Annotated in this window: 25 protein-coding genes; 12 read left to right on the forward strand and 13 right to left on the reverse strand. The window is 71.4% G+C overall.

From position 1 onward, the window contains the following. Nucleotides 1-201: 201 nt before the first annotated feature. From AB0H32_RS35115 to AB0H32_RS35130, 4 genes are all read right to left on the reverse strand, one after another. Complete coding sequence (locus tag AB0H32_RS35115; protein WP_361129384.1) at nucleotides 202-435, reverse strand: hypothetical protein; 234 nt, start codon at nucleotides 433-435, stop codon at nucleotides 202-204. Nucleotides 436-836: 401 nt separating this feature from the next. Then, complete coding sequence (locus AB0H32_RS35120) at nucleotides 837-2,294, reverse strand: catalase (protein WP_361129387.1); 1,458 nt, start codon at nucleotides 2,292-2,294, stop codon at nucleotides 837-839. Between the two features lie 207 nt (nucleotides 2,295-2,501). Beyond that, nucleotides 2,502-3,392: a 2-hydroxy-3-oxopropionate reductase gene (locus tag AB0H32_RS35125; protein ID WP_361129390.1), complete on the reverse strand. Its 891-nt coding sequence runs from the start codon at nucleotides 3,390-3,392 to the stop codon at nucleotides 2,502-2,504. Between the two features lie 49 nt (nucleotides 3,393-3,441). Then, on the reverse strand, nucleotides 3,442-4,272 hold the full coding sequence (locus AB0H32_RS35130; RefSeq protein ID WP_361129392.1) for a TIM barrel protein: 831 nt from the start codon (nucleotides 4,270-4,272) through the stop codon (nucleotides 3,442-3,444). Between the two features lie 170 nt (nucleotides 4,273-4,442). Here AB0H32_RS35130 and AB0H32_RS35135 point away from each other — a divergent pair, with 170 nt between their 5' ends. The 8 genes from AB0H32_RS35135 to AB0H32_RS35170 all read left to right on the forward strand — a co-directional run bounded on the left by AB0H32_RS35135 (nucleotide 4,443) and on the right by AB0H32_RS35170 (nucleotide 11,226). Next, on the forward strand, nucleotides 4,443-4,694 hold the full coding sequence (locus tag AB0H32_RS35135) for a hypothetical protein (RefSeq protein WP_361129395.1): 252 nt from the start codon (nucleotides 4,443-4,445) through the stop codon (nucleotides 4,692-4,694). After that, on the forward strand, nucleotides 4,691-5,053 hold the full coding sequence (locus AB0H32_RS35140; RefSeq protein WP_361129398.1) for a helix-turn-helix domain-containing protein: 363 nt from the start codon (nucleotides 4,691-4,693) through the stop codon (nucleotides 5,051-5,053). The genes AB0H32_RS35135 and AB0H32_RS35140 overlap by 4 nt, the downstream gene beginning before the upstream one ends. A gap of 128 nt (nucleotides 5,054-5,181) precedes the next feature. Continuing rightward, nucleotides 5,182-5,694, forward strand: coding sequence for a 2-oxo-4-hydroxy-4-carboxy-5-ureidoimidazoline decarboxylase (gene uraD, locus AB0H32_RS35145; RefSeq protein WP_361129401.1), 513 nt, complete (start codon nucleotides 5,182-5,184; stop codon nucleotides 5,692-5,694). A 4-nt stretch (nucleotides 5,695-5,698) separates the two neighbouring features. Then, a complete protein-coding gene (uraH, locus tag AB0H32_RS35150; protein ID WP_361129404.1) occupies nucleotides 5,699-6,109 on the forward strand; it encodes a hydroxyisourate hydrolase in 411 nt (136 codons plus the stop codon). A 7-nt stretch (nucleotides 6,110-6,116) separates the two neighbouring features. Then, nucleotides 6,117-7,040 carry a factor-independent urate hydroxylase gene (gene pucL, locus AB0H32_RS35155; protein ID WP_361129407.1) on the forward strand — a complete coding sequence of 308 codons (924 nt, stop codon included), beginning with the start codon at nucleotides 6,117-6,119 and terminating at the stop codon, nucleotides 7,038-7,040. A gap of 127 nt (nucleotides 7,041-7,167) precedes the next feature. Beyond that, nucleotides 7,168-8,547, forward strand: coding sequence for an 8-oxoguanine deaminase (locus tag AB0H32_RS35160; protein ID WP_361129409.1), 1,380 nt, complete (start codon nucleotides 7,168-7,170; stop codon nucleotides 8,545-8,547). Between the two features lie 317 nt (nucleotides 8,548-8,864). Further along, complete coding sequence (locus AB0H32_RS35165) at nucleotides 8,865-10,190, forward strand: nucleobase:cation symporter-2 family protein (protein ID WP_361129453.1); 1,326 nt, start codon at nucleotides 8,865-8,867, stop codon at nucleotides 10,188-10,190. Nucleotides 10,191-10,605: 415 nt separating this feature from the next. Further along, nucleotides 10,606-11,226: a TMEM175 family protein gene (locus tag AB0H32_RS35170; protein ID WP_361129412.1), complete on the forward strand. Its 621-nt coding sequence runs from the start codon at nucleotides 10,606-10,608 to the stop codon at nucleotides 11,224-11,226. Here AB0H32_RS35170 and AB0H32_RS35175 read toward each other — a convergent pair. Together AB0H32_RS35175 and AB0H32_RS35180 are read right to left on the reverse strand one after the other, a co-directional pair. Next, the gene (locus AB0H32_RS35175) at nucleotides 11,198-11,794 is read right to left on the reverse strand and encodes a 3'-5' exoribonuclease (RefSeq protein WP_361129415.1); all 597 of its coding nucleotides are present in this window, start codon (nucleotides 11,792-11,794) and stop codon (nucleotides 11,198-11,200) included. The genes AB0H32_RS35170 and AB0H32_RS35175 overlap by 29 nt on opposite strands. Nucleotides 11,795-11,837: 43 nt before the next feature. Next, nucleotides 11,838-12,635, reverse strand: coding sequence for an AraC family transcriptional regulator (locus AB0H32_RS35180; protein ID WP_361129418.1), 798 nt, complete (start codon nucleotides 12,633-12,635; stop codon nucleotides 11,838-11,840). Between the two features lie 87 nt (nucleotides 12,636-12,722). On the opposite strand from AB0H32_RS35180, the gene AB0H32_RS35185 reads away from it, so the two are divergent. Then, on the forward strand, nucleotides 12,723-13,589 hold the full coding sequence (locus AB0H32_RS35185) for an SDR family oxidoreductase (RefSeq protein ID WP_361129421.1): 867 nt from the start codon (nucleotides 12,723-12,725) through the stop codon (nucleotides 13,587-13,589). Between the two features lie 7 nt (nucleotides 13,590-13,596). Here the strand turns inward: AB0H32_RS35185 and AB0H32_RS35190 are convergent, their stop codons facing one another. After that, nucleotides 13,597-15,036, reverse strand: coding sequence for an MFS transporter (locus tag AB0H32_RS35190; protein ID WP_361129424.1), 1,440 nt, complete (start codon nucleotides 15,034-15,036; stop codon nucleotides 13,597-13,599). Nucleotides 15,037-15,127: 91 nt separating this feature from the next. Between AB0H32_RS35190 and AB0H32_RS35195 the strand changes: the two genes are divergently transcribed. Continuing rightward, nucleotides 15,128-15,529: a helix-turn-helix domain-containing protein gene (locus tag AB0H32_RS35195; RefSeq protein WP_361129427.1), complete on the forward strand. Its 402-nt coding sequence runs from the start codon at nucleotides 15,128-15,130 to the stop codon at nucleotides 15,527-15,529. A 116-nt stretch (nucleotides 15,530-15,645) separates the two neighbouring features. Here the strand turns inward: AB0H32_RS35195 and AB0H32_RS35200 are convergent, their stop codons facing one another. From AB0H32_RS35200 to AB0H32_RS35220, 5 genes are all read right to left on the reverse strand, one after another. Then, nucleotides 15,646-16,068, reverse strand: a complete 423-nt coding sequence (locus AB0H32_RS35200) for an acyl-CoA thioesterase (protein ID WP_361129430.1) — start codon at nucleotides 16,066-16,068, stop codon at nucleotides 15,646-15,648. Between the two features lie 53 nt (nucleotides 16,069-16,121). Beyond that, a complete protein-coding gene (locus AB0H32_RS35205; RefSeq protein WP_361129433.1) occupies nucleotides 16,122-16,748 on the reverse strand; it encodes a hypothetical protein in 627 nt (208 codons plus the stop codon). Between the two features lie 107 nt (nucleotides 16,749-16,855). Further along, nucleotides 16,856-17,455 (reverse strand): histidine phosphatase family protein, encoded by a 600-nt coding sequence (locus tag AB0H32_RS35210; RefSeq protein ID WP_361129436.1) that lies wholly within the window; start codon nucleotides 17,453-17,455, stop codon nucleotides 16,856-16,858. Nucleotides 17,456-17,560: 105 nt separating this feature from the next. Beyond that, a complete protein-coding gene (locus AB0H32_RS35215; protein ID WP_361129439.1) occupies nucleotides 17,561-18,094 on the reverse strand; it encodes a DUF4232 domain-containing protein in 534 nt (177 codons plus the stop codon). A gap of 15 nt (nucleotides 18,095-18,109) precedes the next feature. Next, nucleotides 18,110-19,237, reverse strand: a complete 1,128-nt coding sequence (locus AB0H32_RS35220; protein ID WP_361129441.1) for a trypsin-like serine protease — start codon at nucleotides 19,235-19,237, stop codon at nucleotides 18,110-18,112. Nucleotides 19,238-19,587: 350 nt separating this feature from the next. On the opposite strand from AB0H32_RS35220, the gene AB0H32_RS35225 reads away from it, so the two are divergent. Further along, nucleotides 19,588-20,061, forward strand: a complete 474-nt coding sequence (locus AB0H32_RS35225) for a diadenosine tetraphosphate hydrolase (protein ID WP_361129444.1) — start codon at nucleotides 19,588-19,590, stop codon at nucleotides 20,059-20,061. Between the two features lie 57 nt (nucleotides 20,062-20,118). On the opposite strand, the gene AB0H32_RS35230 is transcribed toward AB0H32_RS35225, so the two are convergent. Then, the gene (locus AB0H32_RS35230) at nucleotides 20,119-21,327 is read right to left on the reverse strand and encodes a pyridoxal phosphate-dependent aminotransferase (RefSeq protein ID WP_361129447.1); all 1,209 of its coding nucleotides are present in this window, start codon (nucleotides 21,325-21,327) and stop codon (nucleotides 20,119-20,121) included. Between the two features lie 82 nt (nucleotides 21,328-21,409). On the opposite strand from AB0H32_RS35230, the gene AB0H32_RS35235 reads away from it, so the two are divergent. Beyond that, nucleotides 21,410-22,036 carry a helix-turn-helix domain-containing protein gene (locus AB0H32_RS35235; RefSeq protein ID WP_361129450.1) on the forward strand — a complete coding sequence of 209 codons (627 nt, stop codon included), beginning with the start codon at nucleotides 21,410-21,412 and terminating at the stop codon, nucleotides 22,034-22,036. Nucleotides 22,037-22,203 lie beyond the last annotated feature (167 nt).

The raw sequence follows: 22,203 nt of genomic DNA on the forward strand, positions 1-22,203 counted from the left end.
GCGGGCCCCGCCCGGGGGTGTCCAGTACGTGCGGGGTCCGCCGCCCCCGTGCCGGCGGATCCCGTGTGTGGGTACTGTGCCCGACTCCGGGGGCGGCCGGGGCCCCCTCGGCGGTGTTCAGAGGTTGATTTGAGGGTTGCGTAGGCCGCGTACGACCGCCGCCGTACGCGGGGTCGCCGGGGACGGTGCGGCGGACCGGCCCTAGACCTCGTGCTCGGACAGGCCCGGCCAGTCGTCCGGCCCGCCGCCCTGCCATTCGATGAGATCGCTCTCCTCGACCTCGATCCGGTCCAGATCGGCCAGCCGCAGGATCTCGATGACGTCGTCCAGGTGGGAGGCCAGACCCAGGGTGATCTCCCCTTCGGTGACACGCCGGGAGCCGTCCAGGGCCGGAGCGTGGACCACGATGTGCGGGTACTGCGTCGGATTGCCCATGGCTTCAGCGTCCTGCGCAGGGGGCGCTCGCGCACGCCGGAGCCGCCCCGGGACAGCACGAAGCGCCCTCCCTGGAAAGGGGGGCGCTTCGGTGTCGTGTGCTGGCCGTCCGACGGCGCGAGGCTGGGCGCGACAGGACATTCGCGCCGCCGGACGGGGTCGGCGACCTCTCTGAAGGAGGTTGTGGCTGGGGACCGCGGCGGATGCGACGGAACCGGGAACCCTTTCCCTCTGGTCGAGAAGGGACCCGGATCCTTCACCACCGCACTGGCTCGCACGCCGCCGCGGTCCTCGCCCTGCCCGCGCACCGGGCGATCACCCCTCATCCGGATCGCTCGGCTGCGGGTCGTACGCGTCCGGGGACCGGCCTCCCCGCCGGATCCCGGACGCTGCCCGTGGGCTCAGTCCTCGCGCAGGGCGCGGACCGCCTCCTCCACGCGCTTGCCGTACTCGGGGTCGGCGGCGTGGAAGTGAGCCAGGTTCTTCTCGATCACGTCGTCGCGGGAGACCTGCGAGAGGCCGCCGGCGATGTTCGCGACCAGACGCTGCTTCTCCTCGTCGGACATCAGCCGGTACAGCTCGCCCGCCTGGTAGAAGGCGTCGTCCTTGGTGTGCAGCGGGGCCTCGTGGGCGCCGGTGTGCCCGGAGACCGCGAGCGGGGCCGACAGCGGGCGGCCGGTCTCCACCGGGCCGTCGTAGGAGTTTGGCTCGTAGTTCTTGGCGTGGCGGCCCTGGGCGTTGGCCGCCATGAAGCCGTCACGGCCGTAGTTCTGCGCGGTCGTCGCCTTCGGGGCGTTGACGGCCAGCTGGGTGTGGTTGACGCCCAGACGGTAGCGGTGCGCGTCCGCGTAGGCGAACAGGCGGCCCTGGAGCATCTTGTCGGGGGAGGGGCCGATGCCCGGAACGAAGTTGTTCGGGGAGAACGCGGCCTGCTCGACCTCGGCGAAGACGTTGTCCGGGTTGCGGTCCAGCACCAGGCGGCCGACCCGCTGCAGCGGGTAGTCCTTGTGCGGCCACACCTTGGTCAGGTCGAACGGGTTGAAGCGGTAGTCGGCCGCCTCGGCCGCCGGCATGATCTGGACGTGCAGGGTCCAGGACGGGTGCACACCGCGCTCGATGGCCTGCAGCAGGTCCGTCTGGTGCGAGTTGGGGTCCTTGCCCGCCAGCTCGGCGCCCTGCTCGGCGGACAGGCTGCGGATGCCCTGGTTCGTCTTGAAGTGGTACTTGACGAAGAAGGCCTCGCCCTGGGCGTTGGTCCACTGGTAGGTGTGCGAGCCGTAGCCGTTCATGTGCCGGTACGACGCCGGGATGCCGCGGTCGCCCATCAGCCAGGTGATCTGGTGCGTGGCCTCGGGGGCGTGGGCCCAGAAGTCCCAGACGTTGTCCGGCTCCTGCTTGCCGGTGAACGGGTCCCGCTTCTGCGAGTGGATGAAGTCGGGGAACTTGATCGGGTCCTTGATGAAGAACACCGGGGTGTTGTTGCCGACGAGGTCGTAGTTGCCCTCTTCGGTGTAGAACTTCACCGCGAAGCCGCGCGGGTCGCGCACCGCGTCCGCACCACCGAGGGAGTCGGCGACCGTGGAGAAGCGCAGGAACACCTCGGTGCGCTTGCCTATCGTGCTCAGGAAGTCGGCGTGGGTGTAGCCGGTGACGTCGTCCGTCACCTCGAAGTGGCCGTACGCACCGGAGCCACGGGCGTGCACCACACGCTCCGGGATCCGCTCACGGTTGAACCGGGCGAGCTTCTCCAGGAGGTGCTGGTCCTGGAGCAGGAGCGGGCCGCCGACGCCGGCGGAGGCGGAGTTCTGGTTGTCGGCGACCGGTGCGCCGGACTCTGTCGTGAGCACGCGCTTCGACATCGTGGACCTTCCGTGCGAGGGGGCAGCGGGAATCTTCGGAAACTTTGGAAAGGGATTTCCGCTTTATGGAGCTTCCGCTGGCGTGAGCCTAGATTTGGGTGGACGAGACGTCAACAGTTTGTTGAATCTGATTCCGGGCCGCGGTGACGCCTGGGCGCGACAGGACAGGTGTCAGCGGCACCGCGGCCCGGAAGTCTCAAGGGGCCGTCAGACCTGGGCGCCGGACAGGCGCTCCACGGCCCGCAGCAGGGCCGAGTGGTCCAGGCCGCCGTCGCCCTGGGCGCGCAGCGAGGCGACCAGCTGGGCGACCACGGCACCGACCGGCAGGGCGGCGCCGACGTTGCGGGCGGCGTCGGTGACGATGCCCATGTCCTTGTGGTGCAGGTCGATGCGGAAGCCCGGCTTGAAGTCGCGCTTGAGGAAGTTGTCCTTCTTGCGCGTCAGCACGGTCGAGCCCGCGAGGCCGCCGTTGAGGACGTCCAGCGCGGCCTGCAGGTTGACGCCCGACTTCTCCAGGAAGACCACGGCCTCGGCGCAGGCCTGGATGTTCACGGCGACGATCAGCTGGTTGGCCGCCTTCACGGTCTGGCCGGAGCCGTGGGGGCCGCACAGCACGATCGTCCTGCCGAGGGACTCGAAGATCGGCTTGGCGATGTCGAAGTCGGCCTGCTCGCCGCCGACCATGATCGACAGTACGGCCTCGACGGCGCCGGCCTCACCGCCGGAGACGGGGGCGTCGAGGACGCGGATGCCCTTGTCCCCGGCGGCCGCGGCCAGGTCGATCGAGGTCTGCGGGGTGATCGAGGACATGTCGATCAGCAGGGCGCCCTGCCTGGCGTTCTCCAGGATGCCGTCGGGGCCGTAGGAGATGGCCTCGACGTGCGGGGACGCGGGCACCATCGTGATGACCACGTCGGCCTCGCGCACGGCCTCGGCGATCGAGCCGGCCACGGTGCCGCCGGCGGCGGCCAGGCGGTCCAGCTTGTCCTGCTCCAGGGTGAAGCCGGTGACGTCGTAACCCGCCTTGATCAGGTTCTCGGACATGGGGGAGCCCATGATGCCGAGGCCGATCCAGGCGATCTTGGGGAGGTTGCTCATGATGGGGGTGCCTCTCTGACTGCTCTGCAAAGTCGGGGGTTCGGCGCGTTCAGCGCGCTTCGCGCGGGAGCCACTCGAAGGACTCGGCGCTCGGGCGGTCGCCGGCCTTGTACTCCAGGCCGACCCAGCCGTCGTAACCGGTCTTCTTCAGCTGGTCGAGCAGCTGCTCCAGCGGCAGCGAACCCGTCCCGGGGGCGCCGCGGCCCGGGTTGTCGGCGATCTGGACGTGCCCGGTCTTCGCCGCGTACTGCTCGATCACCGACGGCAGGTCCTCGCCGTTCATGGACAGGTGGTACAGGTCCATCAGGAACTTCGCGTTCCCGAGGCCGGTGGCCTCGTTGACCTTGTCCACGATCTCGATCGCCTTGGGCGCGCTCACGATCGGGCACTTCGGCGACTCGGGCTGGTTCAGGGCCTCGATCAGAATGATCGCGCCGACCCGGTCGGCCGCCCGGGCCGCGAGGGCGAGGTTCTCCAGGGCGAGCGCGTCCTGCTCGGCCGGGTCCACGCCCTCGACCCGGTTGCCGTACAGCGCGTTGAGCGCCTTGCAGCCGAGGGAGGCCGCGAAGTCCGCGGCCACGTCGATGTTGGCGCGGAACTTCTCCGACTCCACGCCCGGGATCGACAGGGCGCCGCGGTCCGGGCCCGGCAGCTGTCCGGCGTAGAAGTTCAGCCCGGTGAGCTGGACGCCCGCGTCCTCGAGCGCCTTCTTCAGGGCGTCGAGCTCGGACTGCTCGGGGGTGGGGGAGTCGACCCAGGGCCACCACAGCTCGACCGCGGTGAAGCCCGCCGCGGCGGCGGCCGCGGGACGCTCCAGGAGCGGGAGTTCCGTGAAGAGGATCGACAGGTTGACGTTGAAGCGCTGGTCTGCGAATCCCATTCGGGCCGCGCTCCCTTCCGTGGTTGAGATTCCGTAATGCGGAAGTTCGTTTCTGCGTAATGGAAGATTGCCGTCGTGTGTCGCCGCTTGTCAAGGGGGGTCGGCCGCCGGTGCGACCACGGGCCGGGCAGGGCTGCCCGAAAGCCCGTACCGCGCGTTAGGTTGTGCGCGTGCGATTGAGAGTGGAGTTCACGACCGAACCCTTCGACCTCGACGAGGCGCCCGCGCACGCCCTGGTGGCGCGGGAGGTCATCCAGGCCGCGGAACTGGACGCCGTCGACGTCGGCCCGTTCGGGAACACGGCCGAAGGGGGCGCCGACAGCGTGCTCACCGCCGTCGACGCGCTGCTGCGCAAGGCCCTGGAGGCCGGTGCCACCCGGGTCTCGCTCCAGGTCAACGTGATCGGGGAGGGGGATGGATGACCGGGGACGAGCCCTTCATCACGGCCGTGAAACCGCTGGTCGACGCCATGGGCGGGGAGATGCTGCCGCCCGACGAGGCCGGCCCCGAGGACGTCGTCCTCGCCTGGCAGGGCGTCGACGTCGTCGCCGTGCGCCTGCCCCAGCTGGCCGACTCCCTCGACCACATCCTCGCCGCCATGGAGCGCCGGCAGGGCAGGCCGCTGGCCGACCTGGACCGCAAGGCCAAGCAGGAGGTCGTGCGGATACTGGAGGCGCGGGGCGCCTTCGCCGTGCGGCACGGAGTGGAGACCGTGGCGAGCGCCCTGGGTGTCAGCCGCTTCACGGTCTACAACTATCTGAACCGGGAGAAAGGCGCCTGACGGCTCCGGGTGCCTCCCCCGGCTTGTTACGCGGAATTTTCAACAAAGTGTTGACGTGGTGTTTTCGAGGGCGTTAGCTATCGGCAGCCCGTTCAGCACGACGGCCGTTTCCGGCCACGGAGGCTCCCGTGACTACGACTTCCACGCCCCCGGGCCTGGCCCGGTTCAACGTCCTGGAGGAAGCCGCGGCCCTCGCCGCCCTCCACGAGGCGTGCGCCTCCACCGAGTGGGGCCGGCGGCTGCTCGCCGCCCGCCCCTACGCCAGTGCCGACGACCTCTACGCCGCCAGTGACGCCGCCATGGCCGAGCTGGGCACCGCGGACCTTCAGGAGGCGATGGCCGGCCACCCGCCGATCGGCCGCCCCAGGCCCGGCGACCCGACCTCCGCCCGGGAGCAGCGCGGCATGGCCGGAGCCTCCGAGGAGCTCAAGGCGGAGATGCTCGAACTGAACCTGGCCTACCAGGACAAGTTCGGCCACGTCTTCCTCATCTGCGCCACCGGCCGGACCGGCGAGCAGATGCGGGACGCGGTCAAGGAGCGGATCGGCAACGCGCCGGAGCAGGAGCGGGAGATCGTCCGCACCGAGCTGGGCAAGATCAACCGCATCCGACTGGCCCGACTCGTCGAAGAGGACGCCTGAGACCATGAGCACCAGCACCACCGCCTCCGTGTCCACGCACATCCTGGACACCTCCGTCGGCCGCCCCGCCGAGGGCGTCGCCGTCCGGCTCTCGGCCCGCAGCGGCCAGGGCGCCCCTTACGGGCAGGGAGGGGACTGGCAGGCGCTCGGCGGCTCCGCGACCGACGCCGACGGTCGGTGCAAGGACCTGCCGGCGCTGCCGGAGGGGACCACCCACGTACGGCTCGACTTCGCCGTCGAACCGTATTTCGAGAAGAAGCAAGCCGATGCGCAGCAGGACGCCCCCGCGAATCGGGACAGCGGTGCCGTGTTCTTCCCCGAGGTGGCGATCACCTTCGCCGTGAACCCCGGGGAGCATTACCACGTGCCGCTGCTGCTCAACCCGTTCGGCTACTCCGTTTACCGAGGGAGCTAGCAGAAACATGCCCACGATCCTGGGACAGAACCAGTACGGCAAGGCCGAGAACCGAGTCGTAAAGATCACGCGGGACGGCGCCACCCACCACATCAAGGACCTCAACGTCTCCGTGGCGCTGAGCGGCGACATGGAAGAGGTCCACTACTCGGGCTCCAACGCCAACGTCCTGCCGACCGACACCACCAAGAACACGGTGTACGCGTTCGCCAAGGAGCACGGCATCGAGTCCGCCGAGCAGTTCGGCATCCACCTCGCCCGCCACTTCGTCACCTCGCAGGAGCCGATCAAGACCGCGCGGATCCGCATCGAGGAGTACGCCTGGGAGCGGATCGGGACCTCCGACGCCAACTCCAAGTTCATCGGCGCGGACGAGGTCAAGCACTCCTTCGTCCGCAAGGGCCAGGAGACCCGACTCACCCAGATCACCTACGACGGTGAGAAGTGGGAGGTCATCTCCGGCCTGAAGGACCTGGTCGTGATGAACTCGACCAACTCCGAGTTCTGGGGCTACGTCAAGGACAAGTACACGACCCTCCAGGAGGCCTATGACCGCATCCTGGCCACCCAGGTCTCCAGCCGCTGGCGGTTCAACTGGATTGACGACGAGCAGAAGATGCCCAACTGGGAGAAGTCCTACGAGCAGGTCAAGAAGCACATGCTCCAGGCCTTCGCCGAGACCTACTCCCTCTCTCTGCAGCAGACGCTGTACCAGATGGGCTCGCGCATCATCAACAACCGCAGCGAGATCGACGAGGTCCGCTTCTCACTGCCGAACAAGCACCACTTCCTCGTCGACCTGGAGCCCTTCGGGCTCAAGAACGACAACGAGGTGTACTTCGCCGCCGACCGGCCCTACGGCCTGATCGAGGCGACCATCCTCCGGGACGGCTGCGAGCCGAAGATCCCGGTGGATCTCACCAACCTCTGATCACCCCCACTTTCGGCACCCGTGGCCGGGGCGACGCACCTGCTCAGGTTCCCGGCCACGGCACTCAAACTCCCTAGGGTCCTGCCGTGCCCTCCCTCTTCAGTCCACTGAGCGAAAAGGACGAATCATGGCAGCAGCCCAGCGCATCGTCATCGAGAACTGTTCGATCGCGACCGTCGACGCCGACGACACCGAGTACGCCTCCGGGTACCTGGTCATCGCCGACAACCGCATCGAGGCGGTCGGCGCGGGCAAGGCCCCCGAGGGCCTGGAGAGCGTCGTACGACGTATCGACGCCACCGGGCACCTCGTGACCCCGGGTCTGGTCAACACCCACCACCACTTCTACCAGTGGATCACCCGGGGTCTGGCCACGGACCACAACCTCTTCAACTGGCTGGTCGCGCTGTACCCGACCTGGGCGCGCATCGACGAGCCGATGGTGTACGCGGCGGCGCAGGGCTCGCTCGCGATGATGGCCCGAGGCGGCGTCACCACCGCCATGGACCACCACTACGTCTACCCGCAGGGCTCCGGCGACCTGTCCGGCGCCGTCATCCGCGCCGCCCGCGAGATGGGTGTCCGCTTCACCCTGGCCCGCGGCTCCATGGACCGCAGCGAGAAGGACGGCGGCCTGCCCCCGGACTTCGCCGTCGAGACCCTGGAGGGCGCGCTCACCGCCACCGAGGCCACCGTCAAGGAGCACCACGACGCCTCCTTCGACGCGATGACCCAGGTCGCCGTCGCCCCCTGCTCGCCCTTCTCCGTCTCCACCGAACTGCTCAGGCAGGGCGCCGAGCTGGCCCGCCGCCTCGGCGTACGGCTGCACACGCACGGCTCGGAGACCGTGGAGGAGGAGAAGTTCTGCCACGAGCTGTTCGGCATGGGCCCGACCGACTACTTCGAGTCCACCGGCTGGCTGGGCGAGGACGTGTGGATGGCGCACTGCGTCCACATGAACGACTCCGACATCGCCGCCTTCGGCCGGACGAAGACCGGTGTCGCGCACTGCCCGTCCTCCAACGCCCGGCTCGCGGCCGGCATCGCCCGCGTCCCCGACATGCTGAAGGCCGGTGTCCCGGTCGGCCTCGGTGTCGACGGCACCGCCTCCAACGAGTCCGGTGAACTCCACACCGAACTGCGCAACGCCCTGCTGATCAACCGTCTCGGTGCCCACCGGGAGGCCGCCCTCAACGCCCGGCAGGCGCTGCGCCTGGGCACATACGGCGGCGCCCAGGTGCTCGGCCGCGCGGCCGAGACCGGCTCCCTGGAGGCCGGCAAGCTGGCCGACCTGGTGCTGTGGAAGCTGGACACCCTCGCGCACGCCTCCATCGCCGACCCGGTGACCGCGCTGGTCTTCGGCGCGGCGGCCCCGATCACCGCCTCCTTCGTCAACGGACGTCAGATCGTCGAGAACGGCCGCCTGCTGACGGTCGACGAGGACGCCATCGCCCGCTCCACGCGGGACGAGGCCCAGCGCCTGGCGCGGATCGCCGCCCAGGCCTGAGCCACCGCCGGACTCCGGCCGGGAGGGACGGCTCCCGGTCGGCAGCCGTGGACCCGAGCGGGGTCCATGGCGGCCGTCTCCGGGGCGCGCGTGCAAGCGTGCGCCCCGGAACGGTCACCGTCCCCAGGCCCCCTGAAGGGCTCCGGTCCCGCACGACCGCGCACCACCTCCCTGAAACCCACGTCAGAGCCGACGTGTCTAACCGACCGGAGGAGCCGCCCGTGTCCGCCCACCCTGTCGACGAGCCCCACCCGCTCGACGAGTCCCACGAGCCCGACGAGTCCCACCCCGTTGACGAGAAGCTCCCCGCCCTGAAGATGGCGACCACCGGTCTGCAGCACGTGGCCGCCATGTACGCGGGGGTCGTCGCCCCGCCCCTGATCGTCGGCGCCGCCGTCGGCCTCAGCGGCACCGACCTCACCTTCCTCACCGGCGCCTGCCTGTTCACCGCGGGCCTCGCCACCTTCCTGCAGACCCTCGGCTTCTGGAAGATCGGCGCCCGGCTGCCGTTCGTCAACGGCGTCACCTTCGCCGGTGTCGCCCCCATGACCGCGATCGTCGCCTCCGCACACCACAGGTCCGACGCCCTGCCCGTCATCTACGGCGCGGTCATCGTCGCCGGCCTCCTCGGCTTCATAGCCGCCCCCTTCTTCAGCAGGGCCGTCCGCTTCTTCCCGCCCGTCGTCACCGGCTCCGTGATCACCCTCATCGGCGTGTCCCTGCTCCCGGTCGCCTTCGGCTGGGCCCAGGGCCCCGATCCCGCGGCGCACGACTACGGTTCGGGCACCAACCTGGGCCTCGCGGCCGCGACCCTCCTGATCGTCCTGCTGCTGCGCCGCTTCACCCGCGGTTTCGTCAAGCAGATCGCCGTACTGCTCGGCCTGGTCATCGGCACGCTCCTCGCGATTCCCTTCGGCGCCACGGACTTCGGACCGGTCGCCGACGCGGACGTCGTCGGCTTCCCGACGCCGTTCCACTTCGGTGCGCCGCAGTTCCACCTCGCCGCGATCCTCTCCCTGTGCGTGGTGATGGTGGTCTCGATGACCGAGTCGACCGCCGACATGCTCGCACTGGGCGAGATCGTGGAGCGCCCCGCCGATGAGCGGACCATCGCCGCGGGCCTGCGTGCCGACACCCTCGGCTCGGCCCTCAGCCCCGTCTTCAACGGCTTCATGTGCAGCGCCTTCGCGCAGAACATCGGCCTGGTTGCCATGACCCGCATCCGCAGCCGCTACGTCGTCGCCACCGGCGGCGGCTTCCTGGTCCTGATGGGCCTGTGCCCGATGGCCGCCTCGCTGATCGCCGTCGTACCGCGCCCGGTGCTCGGCGGCGCGGGCGTCGTCCTGTTCGGTTCGGTGGCGGCCAGCGGCATCCAGACCCTGGTGCGGGCGGGCCTGGACAAGGACAACAACGTCCTCATCGTGGCCGTGTCCCTGGCCGTCGGCATCATCCCGATCACGACACCGCACTTCTACCACGCCTTCCCGCAGACGGCGCGGATCGTCCTCGACTCCGGCATCTCCACCGGCTGCGTCGCGGCCGTCCTGCTGAACCTGGTCTTCAACCACATCGGCAGGGGCCGGGAGGCGCAGGACGTGACCCATCCGATGGAGGCGGGAGAGGAACTGGCGTCCGCACACTGACGCCGCGGCGGGGCCGCGATCACCTCGCGGCCCCGCCCGCTGCCCCGTCACCAGCCCCACCACCGGGCGGGATCACCCTTCGGCGCAGACGGCTCCCGCTCGGCCTCGGCCGTCCGGCCGGAACTGCGCAGTGCTCCCCCACATCAGCCGCGCCTCGTACAACTGACGTGCCCCGGCGCAGCGGTCGGTGCCGTCCGCCTCGTCGTGGTGTGCGCGCCCGGCGGCCGGCCGGGTCGGGTCCTTCGGTCCATCGACCAGCACGGGGCGGAGATCGCCTTCGCGCTGCGGCTGGACGGGACGGTGTGGCGCACGGTGCGGCGGGGACGGCGGGACGGAGGCCAGAATGGTGTGGCGTCCCGGGGTTGGCCGGGACGTGACCACAGCACACCGGCGTGTGTCGACGGGGGAGTACGCCATGAACGAATCCGGCCGTGTCGAGGCCTTCAGCGACGGCGTCTTCGCCATCGCCATCACCCTGCTCATCCTGGAGATCAAGGTGCCCGAGGCCGGTGAACACGGGGGCCTGTGGCACGCGCTCGGCGCGCAGTGGCCCTCGTACGCCGCCTACGTCGTGAGCTTTCTGGTCATCGGCATCATGTGGGTCAACCACCACCAGGTGTTCAGCTATGTCGCCCGTGTCGACCGCACACTGATGTTCCTGAATCTGCTGCTGCTCATGGTGGTGGCCGCGGTGCCCTGGCCGACCGCGATGCTCGCGGAGTACCTGCGCGAGGACACGGCCTCGCATGCGGCCGCCGCCGTGTACAGCCTGGTCATGGTCGCGATGGCCCTCACCTTCCAGGCCCTGTGGTGGCACCTCACCCGCACCGGCCACCTCTTCGAGGCCTGTGTGGACGTCCCGGCGGCCAGGGCCACCCGGGTCCGCTTCGCCCTCGGCTCCCTGGGCTATCCGCTGACCGTCGGCCTGGCCTTCGTATCGGCGCCGCTGACCCTGGCCGCGCACGGCCTGCTCGCTCTGTACTACGGCTTCAACCAGGTCCCGGTGCCTACGCGTCGGGACCAGGCCACGCCATGAGGTTGGCGAGCAGCTCGGCCTGTTCGACGGCGTCGTCCAGGGCGTGGTGCGTGTGACGGCGCCCGGACAGCAGGTGCCTCGGCATCGTGCCCTTCGCCACCGCCCGCAGGGGCAGGCCCGCCTTGGTGGCGTAGAGCGTCTTCATGTCCAGGCAGCCCGAGTGCCCGAAGGGGCTCTCGCCGGTGAAGCGGATCAGGTACCAGTACAGGAACGTCCAGTCGTACGACGCCGGATAGCCGCACATCACCGGCTGGGCGCCCGCACTCGTCTCGCGGACCCAGGAGGTGAAGTCCGCGAGGGCGGCTGCCGGTTCGGTGCCCTCGGTCTTCAGCCGGTCCCGGTCCAGGCCGCTGACGGCCAGCGCCTCGGGGACGAACTCGTCGGAGATCGGACGCAGTTCGCGGTAGAAGGTCTGCTGTTCGGGGTCGGCCGGGGTGAAGCCGTCGGCGTCCTGGGTGCCGGCCACGGCAGCGCCCAGGCTGAGCATGGAGTACGGCCCCGGGATCGGGCCGTCGGCCTCGATGTCGACGGAGATGCAGCGGCTGGGCCTGACGCGTCGGGCGGACATGGGACCGGATCATGGCAGCCGGGGGCCCGCCACGCACCCGAATTCACCGGCGGGTGCTCGCCCGGCAGGGCGAGACCGCGGGCAGCCGGCCGGTGAAGTACGAGCGGGGCGGAACGCCCATCAGGGCACGGAAGTCGGACGTCATGTGCGACTGGTCGTAGTAGCCGGTACTGGCCGCGAGCCGGGACCAGGGGGCGTTCGCGGCCTGGGTGATGACCGTGCGGACGCGGTCGATGCGGGCGAAGTGCTTGGGGGAGACGCCTACGCCGTCGGCGAAGAGGTTGCGCAACTGGCGCTCGCTGACGGCGAGTTCCCGCGCCACGTCACGGACCTGCGCGGGTGCCCGGTCCGGATGGACCGACAGGGCGTCGACTCCGGCCTGCAGGAGCGCCGTGCGGGACGGGTCCGCGGCGGCCGAGAGCAGTGCGGGCAGCGTCTCGGTCAGATGCGGTACGGCCTCCTGGGGGTCCAGCCACCGCAACCCGGCCGCGAGCAGGCGGGCCGCTTCGCCCGGCAGTGCCTGCAGCGGCACCGCCCGGCCGACCAGCTCCGTGGCCGGGACACCCAGCAGGGGACGGGTCGTGCCGGGTGCGAGGTGCAGCTCGACACAGGAGATGTGGGCCTTGCCCTCGTGGTACGAGGCGCGTACCCGCGGCCCGACGACGAGCACGTCGCGCTGCCCGTCCGCACCCACCCGGAGCACCACCCTGGTGACCGCGGCGGGAAGGCGGACGAAGGGCTCCTCGGGCCGGTCGGTGAGGGACATGGTCCGCACCCCGGAGACCCAGGGACGCAGGACCTCGGGCGTGGTGAGCGCCTGTTCGGCGATGGCGTTCGGCACCCCTCCACCGTAACGGCGCCCTGCCGCCTTCCGGCCGGGCGAACCGTGCCGGAATTTCCAAGAGACGGGCACCGCGCCCGGGCCACCGTGGACCTCATGATTCTGGTGACGGGTGCCACGGGCACCACAGGCAGTGAAGTCGTACGACAGCTCGCGGCGCGCGGTGAGAAGGTGCGCGCCCTGACCCGCGACCCGGCGAGGGCCCGGGTGCCCTCCGGGGTGGAGCCGGTGCGCGGGGACTACTCCGACCCGGACTCCCTGACGGGCGCGATGGCGGGGGTGACTGCCGCGTTCCTGGTGAACCCGCCCGGCCCCGACGCCGGGCGGCACGACACGGCGCTGGTCGGTGCGGCCGGTGCGGCGGGTGTGCGGCGGCTGGTGAAACTGTCCGCCATCGGGACGGGCGAGCCCGGGGTCGGTCCGTCCGGCGCGTGGCACGCGGACGGTGAGCGGGCCGTGGCGGCGAGCGGGGCCGAGTGGACGGTCCTGCGGCCGTCGTCGTTCGCCTCGAACACCCTGAGCTGGGCGGAGGCGGTCCGCCGGGGCGAGCCGGTGCCCAATCTGACCGGTGACGGGGCGTCGGGCGTCATCGACCCGCGCGACATCGCCGAGGTGGCGGTGTCGGCGCTGCTCGACGGCCGGCACGCGGGGCGGACGTACACCCTGACCGGGCCCGAGGCGATCAGCGCCCCGGAGCAGGCCGCCGTCCTCGCCTCGGTCCTCGGCCGCCCGGTCGGCACACGGGATCTGTCGCGGGACGAGACCCGTGAATTCCTCCGCTCCGCCTGGGGTTTCGACGAGGTGCGGGCGGAGGGCGTCCTGACCGGTGTCGCCTACGTCCGTGACGGCCGCAACGCGCTCGTCACCCATGACGTGCCGGAGGTGCTGGGCCGGCCGGCCCGGTCGTTCCGCGAGTGGGCCGAGGACCACAAGGAGGCGTTCGCGGCCGGGTGAGCGCCGTTCACTCGTCGTCCGGCCGCAGCACCGCCGCCGCCAGCACCAGCGCCACCACGGCGATGCCCGTCGCCACTCGGAACCCCAGCCGGTACCCCGCGGCCGTGGCCGGGATCAGATCCTCGCCGCGGCCGAGCAGGGTCTCGGTGCGGGCGGCGGCCAGCACGCTCAGGGCCGCGAGGCCCAGCGAACCGCCCACCACCTGCGTGGTGTTGAAGAGACCCGACGCCAGTCCGGCGTCCTCCTCCCGCGCTCCCGACATCGCCAGGCCGGTCAGCGAGGGCATCGCCGCCGCGAATCCCGCGGACAGCAACAGCAGCGGCGGCAGCACGTCGACGGGGTACGAGCCGTCGGCGGGCGCGCGGCTCAGCAGGGCCATCCCGGCGGCGATCAGTACCAGGCCGGCCACCAGTACCCGGTGTCCGCCGAACCGGGCGACGGTCCGTGCCGACAGGCCCAGCATCAGCAGGCCGATGGCGATCGGAGCCGGAAGGAAGGCGGTGCCGGTCGCCAGTTCGCCGTAGCCGAGGACCCGCTGCAGATACAGCGCACCGATGAACTGGAAGCCGTACATCGTGGCGATCATCAGCATCTGGACGGCGTTCGCACCGGACAGCAGGCGGGAGCGGAACAGGCGCAGCCGCAGCAGCGGGCGGGCCGCCCGGGCCTGGCGCAGGGTGAAAGCCGCGAACAGGGCGAGCGCCAGGGCCGCCAGGACCAGGGTGGCGGCCACTGAGCGGTTCCCGGCGCCGACGATGACGTACACCGTGAGCATCAGCGCTCCCGTGACCAGCGCGGCCCCTGGACAGTCGGCGCCCCTGCCCAGCCCGGCCCCGCGCTCGGGGGCGAGGACACGCACCGCCACCAGCCAGGCGGCCACACCGATCGGCAGGTTGATCAGGAAGATCCAGTGCCAGTTGAGGGCCTGGGTGAGGGCGCCGCCGAGGAAGGTGCCGAGCGCCCCGCCCGCCGCGCCGACCGCGCTGAACACCGCGATGGCACGGGCCTGTTCCCGTGGTTCGGGGAAGAGGGCGACCAGCATGCCGAGGACCACGGCCGAGGTCATCGCCCCGCCCGTCCCCTGCAGGGCCCGCGCGGCGATCAGCGCCCCCTGCCCGGTCGCCGTCCCGCACAGCACCGAGGCCGCGGTGAACACGGCGAGCCCTGCGGTGAACATCCGCTTGCGGCCCACCAGGTCGCCGAGCCGGCCCACCAGCAGGAGCAGCCCGCCGAAGGCGATCAGGTACGCGTTCACGACCCAGGCGAGGCCGGGCCCACTGAAGCCGAGGTCGTTCTGGATGGCCGGCATCGCCACCGTGACGATGTTGCCGTCCAGGACCGTCATCAGTGTGCCCGCGCACAGAACGGCGAGGGACGCCCAGCGGGGGTATGTTCGTGAAGGTGCCACCGTTGCCGGTGACGGACTGTTCTCGATCGCGGTCGACATGGCTCCCCGTTCCTCATGTGCACCTGAGTGCACGATTTGTAACGGAGTCCATCGTGAGTGACCATGGAGGCCGGCGTAAGGAGGCAGTCGGATGTCCCAGAGGAACACCGGTGTTACCGTCCAGGCAGTGAACGCGCACGCCTGCCCCATCCGTGAGGTTCTTGACAGGGTGGCCGGCAAATGGAGCGTGCAGATCCTCGTCGCGGCCGCCGGGGGACCCATCCGCTTCACGGAGCTGGAGCGCGGCATCGAGGGCATCAGCCGCCGCATGCTCACGCTGACCCTGCGCAACCTGGAGCGCGACGGCCTGGTCACCCGGACCGTGCACCCGACGGTCCCGCCGAAGGTGGAGTACGAACTCACGTCGGTCGCCCACGAGTTGCACGAGACGCTGCAGCGGCTGACCGACTGGGCCGAGCACAACCGGGTGTACATCGCCGAGGCACGGGCGGCCTACGACGCCGAGCACCAGCCCGAGCTGCTCGACGCGTAGGCCCGCGGGAGGCCGGAGACCGGAGCAACCGCGGGAGGTCAGAGGTCGAAGTACCCGCGGGAGGCCGGAGACCGGAGCAACCGCGGTAGGCCGGAGGTCGAAGTAACCGCGGCCGGCTAGAGACCGAAGTGGCCGACGTCCTTCGCCAGCTCCCTGAACGCCTCCCCGGGGTCGGTGAGCAGCTTGCGCTCCTTCAGGTCCATCAGGCCGCACACCGCGGTGATCTCGGCGGCCACTGTGCCGTCGGCCCTGCGTATCTGCTGCAGGATCCGGAAGGTCTTGCCGCTGCCCCACTCGAACGCACAGGTGACGTCGGCCTCGTCACCGGCGAGCAGCTCGCGCTGGTAGCGGATCGTCGTCTCGAGCGTCACCGGGCCCACGCCCCGGCCGACGAGTTCGGCCTGGCTCACCCCGGCGGCCTGGAGCAACGACCAGCGGGCGTGCTCGGCGTAGTTGAGGTACACCGCCTGATTGAGATGACCCTGCACGTCGGTCTCGTAGCCGCGGACGGTCACTCGGACGGAAAACGGTTCGGACACGGTCTGCCCTTCTCGCGTTCGATTCTTCCGGTCCGCCGATCCTGTCACGCGGTTCACACCCGGCGCGGTGAGGCCAGCAGATAGCGGACCCGGGTGCGCGGTTCGGTGTACGCGCCGGCCTGCCAGCCCGCCCGCTCCAGCGTGGCCGCACAGGACCGCAGGGTCTCCTCGTCCGGCCCGTGCACGGCGACCGCCTCCGGCTGCGGGGTCGCCCGCACCCGGTAGCCGTCGCCGTCCGGGCCCGCCGGCCGGTGCCCGGCCGCCTCCAGGGCGAGCGCGGCGGCCCGCACCAGATGCGTCCGCTCCCAGCCGCACGGGCGGTCGGTGGCCCCGCCGGGGTTGGTCATCCGGCGCAGCTCCAGCAGCCCCTGCCAGGCGCTGTGCACCTCCCGCAGCCGGGCCGGGCCGGACGCGGTTGTCTCCTCGCCCCCCTCGCCGCCGACGCGCGCCGCGAAGACCCCGGCGGACGGCGCCGGCCCGGCCGGGACCTCGGGCACCGCCTCGCGTATCCGGTGCCCCGCAGGGGTGAGGAAGTGATCGTGCGGCGGCCGCGGATGCCGGAAGGCCAGGCCCCGCTTCACCAGCGCGACCAGTTGTGCCTCCGTCCCGCGCAGCCGCCCGGTGACCGGGTCGGCGGCGTCGATCACGCGTCGCTGCGCGGCGGTCGGCGGTCGGGTCACGGCGTGCTCCCTCCGGTGCGTCGGCGCCCAGGAACCGCCAGGGGGCGGCTCATGCGAAGCCTACGACCGGGGTCCGACAACGGGCCGGGGCCCTGTTCCCCCCGTGGTCAGCCGGGTGGCCGGATGTTCCACCCCGCCACCACCGGCCGCCCGTGCTCGGTGCCCAGGCGGCCCAGTGAGCCCGTCGCCAGCTGGAAGAGGGCGCCGTGCTGCGGGGGCAGGCCGAGCCGACGGGCGGTCAGGACGCGCAGGAAGTGGCCGTGGGCGACCAGGACGACGACCCCTTCGGTGTTGGCGAGTGCGGCGTCCACCTTGCCGAGCATCCGGTCGGCGCGCTCCCCGACCTGCTCCGGGCTCTCACCGGGGTGCTCGGGCGGGCCCGGCGCCACCCCGTCCGTGAACAGGAACCAGTCGGGCATGGTCCGCCGGATCTCCACGGTGGTCACGCCCTCGTAGCCCCCGTAGTCCCATTCGTGCAGGTCGGCGTCGATCCGGGCGTCGTCGATCCCGATGAGTTCGGCGGTCTCCCGGGCCCGTTGCAGGGGGCTGACGAACGCGGCGCCGATCCGGTGCGAGCGGATCAGCGGCACCAGCCGGCGCGCCTCCTCCCGCCCGTGCTCGGTCAGGGGCACGTCGGTCCAGCCGGTGTGGCGTCCGGACCGGGACCACTCGGTCTCACCGTGCCGGACGAGAAAGAGGTCACCCACGTCAGCGCCCTTCCCGCTCACCTTCCGGGCACGCTCGCCCTGAGGGCACCGTGCCACACAGTGGCCGGGGCCCGCAGGGCGGAATGGGCCGGACGGGCCGCCGCCTCAGTTCCCCGGCGCCGTGCGGCGCGGTGGTGCCAGGGACAGGGTTTCGCCGCAGGCGTCCATCACGACGGTCCTTCGGTGCCGGTCCCGGACCGGGATCACGGCGCGGTCGGTGTCGTGCGGCGCCCGGACGACGGCCTCGGTGTCGCGCACGCAGTAGACGCCCGCGCCCTTCGTGCCGGACGGCCTGTAGTGCACATCGACGGCGACCGAGGCCTGCGCGGCCAGCGGGAACGACGCGGGGTGCCCGTGTCCGGCGCCGTCGATGGTCTCCGCCTTCCCGTTGTGGATCTCGAGGCCCGGGTAGCCGTCGAACACGCAGGTGTCCGGGCCCTTGTTGAGGGCCGTCAGTCGCGCGCCGTGCCGGCTGTCGCCCCTGTCCCTGCCGAGCAGGACCAGCGTCCACTTCAGCGAACCGGTGCGGCAGTTGCCCAGCCTCGTGTCGTGCGCCTCGACGGTGGTGCCGCAGGCCGTCAGGGCCAGTCCGGCGACGAGGATGCACACGGCCGAGGCCGGAGAAGTCGTCGCTCGCATCGTTCCCCCTGGAATCTACTGGTGGGCGGGCGGCCGGGTGCCGTGGTGGAGCAGCAGGTCGGAGTGCTGTCCGGGCCCCGTTCCGCCCCGTCGCCCGGCCGCGGTCCCCGGGTACGGAGGCAGGTCGGACGGCGGCTGCCGGTTCGCGACGGCGCAGGCGAGGAGGTCGGCGGCGTCGGCTCCGAACGCCGGGGCGTAGCTGATGTAGTCGACGTTCGCGTCGTTGCCGCCGCCGTTGTAGCCGCCGAGGTTGCCGATGACGTGGCCGGTGGTGGCTCCGTCCTTGTAGTCGGTGATCCACGGGCTGCCGGACACACCGCCGTAGTAGCCGCCGCAGGTCATGGACATCTGCCGGTACCCGGGGAGCTGCTTCGTCGGCACGGTGCACTTCAGGGCGCGTCCGGCGCTGTTGTGCGCCTGCGACGGGTAGCCGACCACCGTGACGTTCCTGTTCGTGTACCCGGACGGCCGGGTGAAGGTCAGCCCGCCTGCCACGGCGTCCTGGAGGGTGGTGCCCTGCTGGTTCGCCGAGACCCGGGCGAACGCGGTGTCCAGGTCCGACCAGGGCTTCTTGGTGGTCGTCCGGCCCGGGTCGGGGACGTAGCGGGGGTCGGTGAAGATGCGCTGGACGTGGAAGATGCCGTAGGGCTGCCGGTCGGGGTTCGCTCCCTTGAGGAACTTCGGGACGAAGACGTAGTCGCCCTGCATGTTCAGCCCGCAGTGGGCGGCGGTGAGCACGATGTTCTTCGACGCGGTGGCGATCACGCTGCCGGTGCAGTGCCAGGCGGTGCCGCCCGGTCCGCCCGAGCCGAAGAACGTTCCGACGAGAGGGGTCCCGCCGAACTGCGTGCCCGTCGGCCTGGCCGCGGCCGCCGCCGAACCCGGCCTGCCCGACGCCGACGGCGCCGACCGGGCCTCGTCCAGCGGCCGGGCGTTCGCCATCCGCCGCGCCGTCCAGTAACGGGCGGCTTCCCGGGCTTCCTTCCCCGCCTTCGCGTCCGCGCCGGTGTCAGTGTGCGCGTCCGCCTTCGGGTCCGCCGGTGCGGGCGACGCGCCCTGTGCGGCCGGAGCCGCGAGGCCGAGCACCGCCACGGACAGGACGGTGAGGACCGCCCGGCTTCTTCGGTACGACAGCACGTACATTCCCCTGGTTGCACGAAAGCCGGACCAGGGGGACGCGCGGCCGTGGGCGCGGCGCTGGTCGGACGCGCGCACACGGGCGTCTTCGCCGTGGACGTCGGAGGATTCCCCTGGTCGTGCCCGCCGCCGGATGACGGCGGACCCAGATGATCTTCGCATGGGTGTGCGACTGCCGGTCGCGAATCGAGCAGGATCAGGGGTCGGTGCAGAGTGCGGTTCGTCACCCGGCCGCACCCCGCAGGACCGATGGCGTCGGTCGGCCGTTCCCGGCACGGCGCGGCCGTGGAGGCTCCACCGCGGCGCACGAGGCCCCCGGATGCGGGGTGGTCCGGGGCAGTTCCTAGGGTCGGACCATGACGGAGAACTGGCGCAAGGACCGGATCGGCAGTGCCCTTCGAGGGGAGAACCCCACGGTGCTGCGGCGCCTGGACGCGGGGTTCGCGGTGATCGGGGACGTCCAGTTCCTGCCCGGGTACTCGGTGCTGCTGGCGGACGACCCCGCCGTGGGGCGGCTGTCGGACCTGCCGAAGGCCGGGCGGATGAGCTTCCTGGACGGCATGGACCGGCTCGGCGAGGCCGTCGAGCGTGCCTGCAGGCGGCTGGACCCGGCGTTCCGGCGGGTGAACCTGGAGATCCTCGGCAACACGGACGCGTTCCTGCACGCACACGTGTGGCCCCGGTACGAGTGGGAGCCGGCCGATCTCGTGGGTCTCCCCGTGTGGTTGTACCCCCGGGAGACCTGGGGCGACGACACCCATGTGCTCGGTCCGCGCCACGATGCCCTGCGTGCGGCGATCGGCGAGGAACTGGACCGGCTCGCGGGGTGAGGCCTCAGGGCCGCCGGCCGTGGCGTCGGCGGCCCGGTCCCGGCCCGGGGCTCCCGGTCACTGCCGGTACCCGCCGAGGAACCGCCCGATCCGCCCGATCGCCGCCTCCAGGTCCTCCGCGTGCGGCAGGGTGAGGATGCGGAAGTGGTCGGGGGCCGGCCAGTTGAAGCCCGTGCCCTGCACGACCTGGATCTTCTCGCGCAGCAGGAGGTCCAGGACGAACTTCTCGTCGTCGTGGATCCGGTGGACCTTGGGGTCCAGGCGCGGGAAGGCGTACAGCGCGCCCTTGGGCTTGACGCAGGACACTCCCGGGATCTCGTTGAGCTTCTCCCAGGCCACGTTCCGCTGCTCGTACAGCCGCCCGCCGGGCGCGGCGAGTTCACGGATGGACTGGCGGCCGCCGAGGGCGGCCTGGATGGCGTACTGGGCGGGCGCGTTGGCGCACAGCCGCATGGACGCCAGCATGGTCAGGCCCTCCAGGTAGTCCTTTGCGTGCTGCTTCGGACCCGTGACGACCAGCCAGCCGGAGCGGAAGCCCGCCACCCGGTACGTCTTCGACAGGCCGCAGAAGGTGAGGACCACCAGGTCGGGGGCGAGGGAGGCGGCCGAGTGGTGGACGGCGTCGTCGTACAGGATCTGGTCGTAGATCTCGTCGGCGAAGACCATCAGGCCGTGGCGGCGTGCCAGGTCGAGGATGCCCTCCACGACCTCCTTCGGGTACACCGCTCCGGTGGGGTTGTTGGGGTTGATGATGACCACGGCCTTGGTGCGGTCGGTGATCTTCGACGCCATGTCGGCCAGGTCGGGGTTCCACTCGGCCTGCTCGTCGCACACGTAGTGGACCGCCTTGCCGCCGGCCAGGGTCGTCACCGCCGTCCAGAGCGGGAAGTCCGGCGCCGGGATCAGGATCTCGTCACCGTCCTCGACGAGCGCCTGCACGGCCATGGACACCAGCTCCGAGACGCCGTTGCCGAGGAACACGTCGTCGACGCCCACCTCCAGGCCGAGGCTCTGGTAGCGCTGGGCGACCGCACGGCGGGCCGAGAGGACGCCACGGGAGTCCGTGTAGCCGTGCGCCTGCGGGAGCATCCGGATCATGTCCTGGAGGATCTCCTCGGGCGCCTCGAAGCCGAACAGCGCGGGGTTGCCGGTGTTCAGGCGCAGCACGCTGTGGCCCGCCTCCTCCAGTGCGTTGGCGTGCTCGATCACCGGGCCGCGGATCTCGTAACAGACCTCGCTGAGCTTGTTCGACTGCCGGAACTCCATTGCGCCCCTCCGGAAACTCGTGTTGCTTGGTTTTACCAAGTGAGAGCTTGGAAAGTCCAACAACCCGTCTAGACTGCGTCGCATGCCACCTCGCCGAAGCTACGACCAGTACTGCTCCGCAGCCCGTGCGCTCGACCTCGTCGGCGACCGCTGGACCCTGCTGATCGTCCGGGAGCTGCTCGCCGGCCCCCGCCGCTACACGGACCTGCACGCGGACCTGCCCGGGGTGAGCACGGACGTCCTCGCCTCACGGCTGAAGGACATGGAACGCGACGGGCTGACCACCCGGCGGCGGCTGCCCCCGCCGGGCGCCGCCTACGTCTATGAACTCACCGAGCGAGGGCGGCAGTTGCTGCCGGTACTGCAGGCGCTGGGGGAGTGGGGGCAGGCCGAACTGGGCGAGCGGCGGCCCACGGACGCCGTGCGCGCCCACTGGTTCGCGCTGCCCCTGCTGCGTGCCCTGGACGGCGAGGGGCTCGTCGAAGTCCGGCTGGAGGAGGGGGACTTCCATCTGCGCGTCGGCGCCGAGGACGGGCCGGTCTACGGCGACGGACCCGCGCCCGGCGTGGCGGACGCACGGCTCGTCATGGACGCCGGGACCTGCGCGGCCGTCGCCCGCGGGGAGGTGCGGCTGCCGGAAGCCGTCCGGGCCGGGCGGGTCACGGTGACCGGTGAGGGCACGGTCGCCAAGGCGCTGCGGGAGGCGTGAACAGGTACCCACTGGCCCGCAATTCGCCTCCGGCCGCCGGGGCGGGAGGCCGGTGCCACGGGGGTCCACCGGCCGGCTGCCGTCCGGCCGGCCTCCTCGAAGCCGGCCGTGCCGCGGACCCCGGCTCCTCGGCCGACCTGGTCGGGCCGGCGGGTGGGCAGGCAGAA

It is taken from the genome of Streptomyces sp. NPDC020362 (assembly GCF_040642095.1).
In the GTDB taxonomy this organism is placed as follows: Bacteria; Actinomycetota; Actinomycetes; order Streptomycetales; family Streptomycetaceae; genus Streptomyces.

Coding starts and splice junctions, on each gene's coding strand:
- AB0H32_RS35195 (WP_361129427.1), top strand. CDS start 15,128: ATGTCCCAGAGGAACACCGGTGTTACCGTCCAGGCAGTGAACGCGCAC.
- AB0H32_RS35215 (WP_361129439.1), bottom strand. CDS start 18,094: ATGCGAGCGACGACTTCTCCGGCCTCGGCCGTGTGCATCCTCGTCGCC.
- AB0H32_RS35230 (WP_361129447.1), bottom strand. CDS start 21,327: ATGGAGTTCCGGCAGTCGAACAAGCTCAGCGAGGTCTGTTACGAGATC.
- AB0H32_RS35115 (WP_361129384.1), bottom strand. CDS start 435: ATGGGCAATCCGACGCAGTACCCGCACATCGTGGTCCACGCTCCGGCC.
- AB0H32_RS35235 (WP_361129450.1), top strand. CDS start 21,410: ATGCCACCTCGCCGAAGCTACGACCAGTACTGCTCCGCAGCCCGTGCG.
- AB0H32_RS35165 (WP_361129453.1), top strand. CDS start 8,865: ATGGCGACCACCGGTCTGCAGCACGTGGCCGCCATGTACGCGGGGGTC.
- AB0H32_RS35175 (WP_361129415.1), bottom strand. CDS start 11,794: ATGTCCGCCCGACGCGTCAGGCCCAGCCGCTGCATCTCCGTCGACATC.
- AB0H32_RS35160 (WP_361129409.1), top strand. CDS start 7,168: ATGGCAGCAGCCCAGCGCATCGTCATCGAGAACTGTTCGATCGCGACC.
- uraH (WP_361129404.1), top strand. CDS start 5,699: ATGAGCACCAGCACCACCGCCTCCGTGTCCACGCACATCCTGGACACC.
- AB0H32_RS35140 (WP_361129398.1), top strand. CDS start 4,691: ATGACCGGGGACGAGCCCTTCATCACGGCCGTGAAACCGCTGGTCGAC.
- AB0H32_RS35220 (WP_361129441.1), bottom strand. CDS start 19,237: ATGTACGTGCTGTCGTACCGAAGAAGCCGGGCGGTCCTCACCGTCCTG.
- AB0H32_RS35225 (WP_361129444.1), top strand. CDS start 19,588: ATGACGGAGAACTGGCGCAAGGACCGGATCGGCAGTGCCCTTCGAGGG.
- AB0H32_RS35130 (WP_361129392.1), bottom strand. CDS start 4,272: ATGGGATTCGCAGACCAGCGCTTCAACGTCAACCTGTCGATCCTCTTC.
- pucL (WP_361129407.1), top strand. CDS start 6,117: ATGCCCACGATCCTGGGACAGAACCAGTACGGCAAGGCCGAGAACCGA.
- AB0H32_RS35125 (WP_361129390.1), bottom strand. CDS start 3,392: ATGAGCAACCTCCCCAAGATCGCCTGGATCGGCCTCGGCATCATGGGC.
- AB0H32_RS35170 (WP_361129412.1), top strand. CDS start 10,606: ATGAACGAATCCGGCCGTGTCGAGGCCTTCAGCGACGGCGTCTTCGCC.
- AB0H32_RS35120 (WP_361129387.1), bottom strand. CDS start 2,294: ATGTCGAAGCGCGTGCTCACGACAGAGTCCGGCGCACCGGTCGCCGAC.
- AB0H32_RS35190 (WP_361129424.1), bottom strand. CDS start 15,036: ATGTCGACCGCGATCGAGAACAGTCCGTCACCGGCAACGGTGGCACCT.